Origin of the sequence: Arenibaculum pallidiluteum, from assembly GCF_017355985.1 — a bacterium.
In the GTDB taxonomy this organism is placed as follows: Bacteria; Pseudomonadota; Alphaproteobacteria; order Azospirillales; family Azospirillaceae; genus Arenibaculum; species Arenibaculum pallidiluteum.
This window is the reverse complement of sequence record NZ_JAFIQU010000047.1, coordinates 1-748: the sequence shown is the minus strand read 5'-3', so window position 1 is coordinate 748 and position 748 is coordinate 1. Positions and strand designations below refer to the sequence as shown.

Genomic DNA, 748 nt, shown 5'->3' with positions numbered 1-748 from the left:
CGCTCACGATCCCGTGTACTGCGCGGCATGGGCCTGAGCGAGGCGGATCATCTGGACCTTGCGCAGGGCGATCTCGGCACGCAGGCGGAGCAGGACGAGGCTGACGAAGCAGGCGGCGAAGGCGAGGGCCATGACCATCAGGGGCCAGAGCATGGCGGGATCGATGGCGGGACCGCCCATGCGCAGCACCGAGGCGGGCTGGTGCAGCGTGTTCCACCAGTCGACCGAGAACTTGATGATCGGCAGGTTGATCGCGCCGACCAGCACCAGCACGCCGCCGGCGCGCGCGCCCCGGTTGGGATCGTCGAAGGCGTTCACCAGGGCGAGATAGCCGAGATACAGGAAGAACAGCACCAGCACGCTGGTCAGCCGGGCATCCCAGACCCACCAGGTGCCCCACATCGGCGCCCCCCAGAGCGCCCCGCTGACCAGGCAGATCGCCGTGAAGCCGGCCCCCACCGGCGCCGCCGCCTTGGTGAACAGGTCGGCCAGCGGATGGCGCCAGACCAGGCCCGTCGCCGAGGCCACCGCCATGGCGCCGTAGATCGCCAGACCCATCCAGGCCGCCGGCACGTGCACGTACATGATGCGCACCGTCTCGCCCTGCTGGTAGTCCGCCGGCGAGCCCGCCAGCGCCAGATACAGGCCGAGAACCAGCAGCACCACCGCAGCCCCCGCCGCAACCGGCAGAACGACCGCCGACAGGCGCTGAAAACGGGCGGGATTCGCAAATCGATGCATGGCGGGC

1 protein-coding gene is annotated in these 748 nt (G+C 70.1%); it reads right to left on the bottom strand.

All coding sequences use genetic code 11. The annotated features are described in order from the left end of the window. Window positions 1–3 precede the first annotated feature (3 nt). Entirely contained in the window at window positions 4–741 is a 738-nt protein-coding gene (locus tag JUB13_RS31015; protein ID WP_207486128.1) for a heme ABC transporter permease, read from the bottom strand. Window positions 742–748 lie beyond the last annotated feature (7 nt).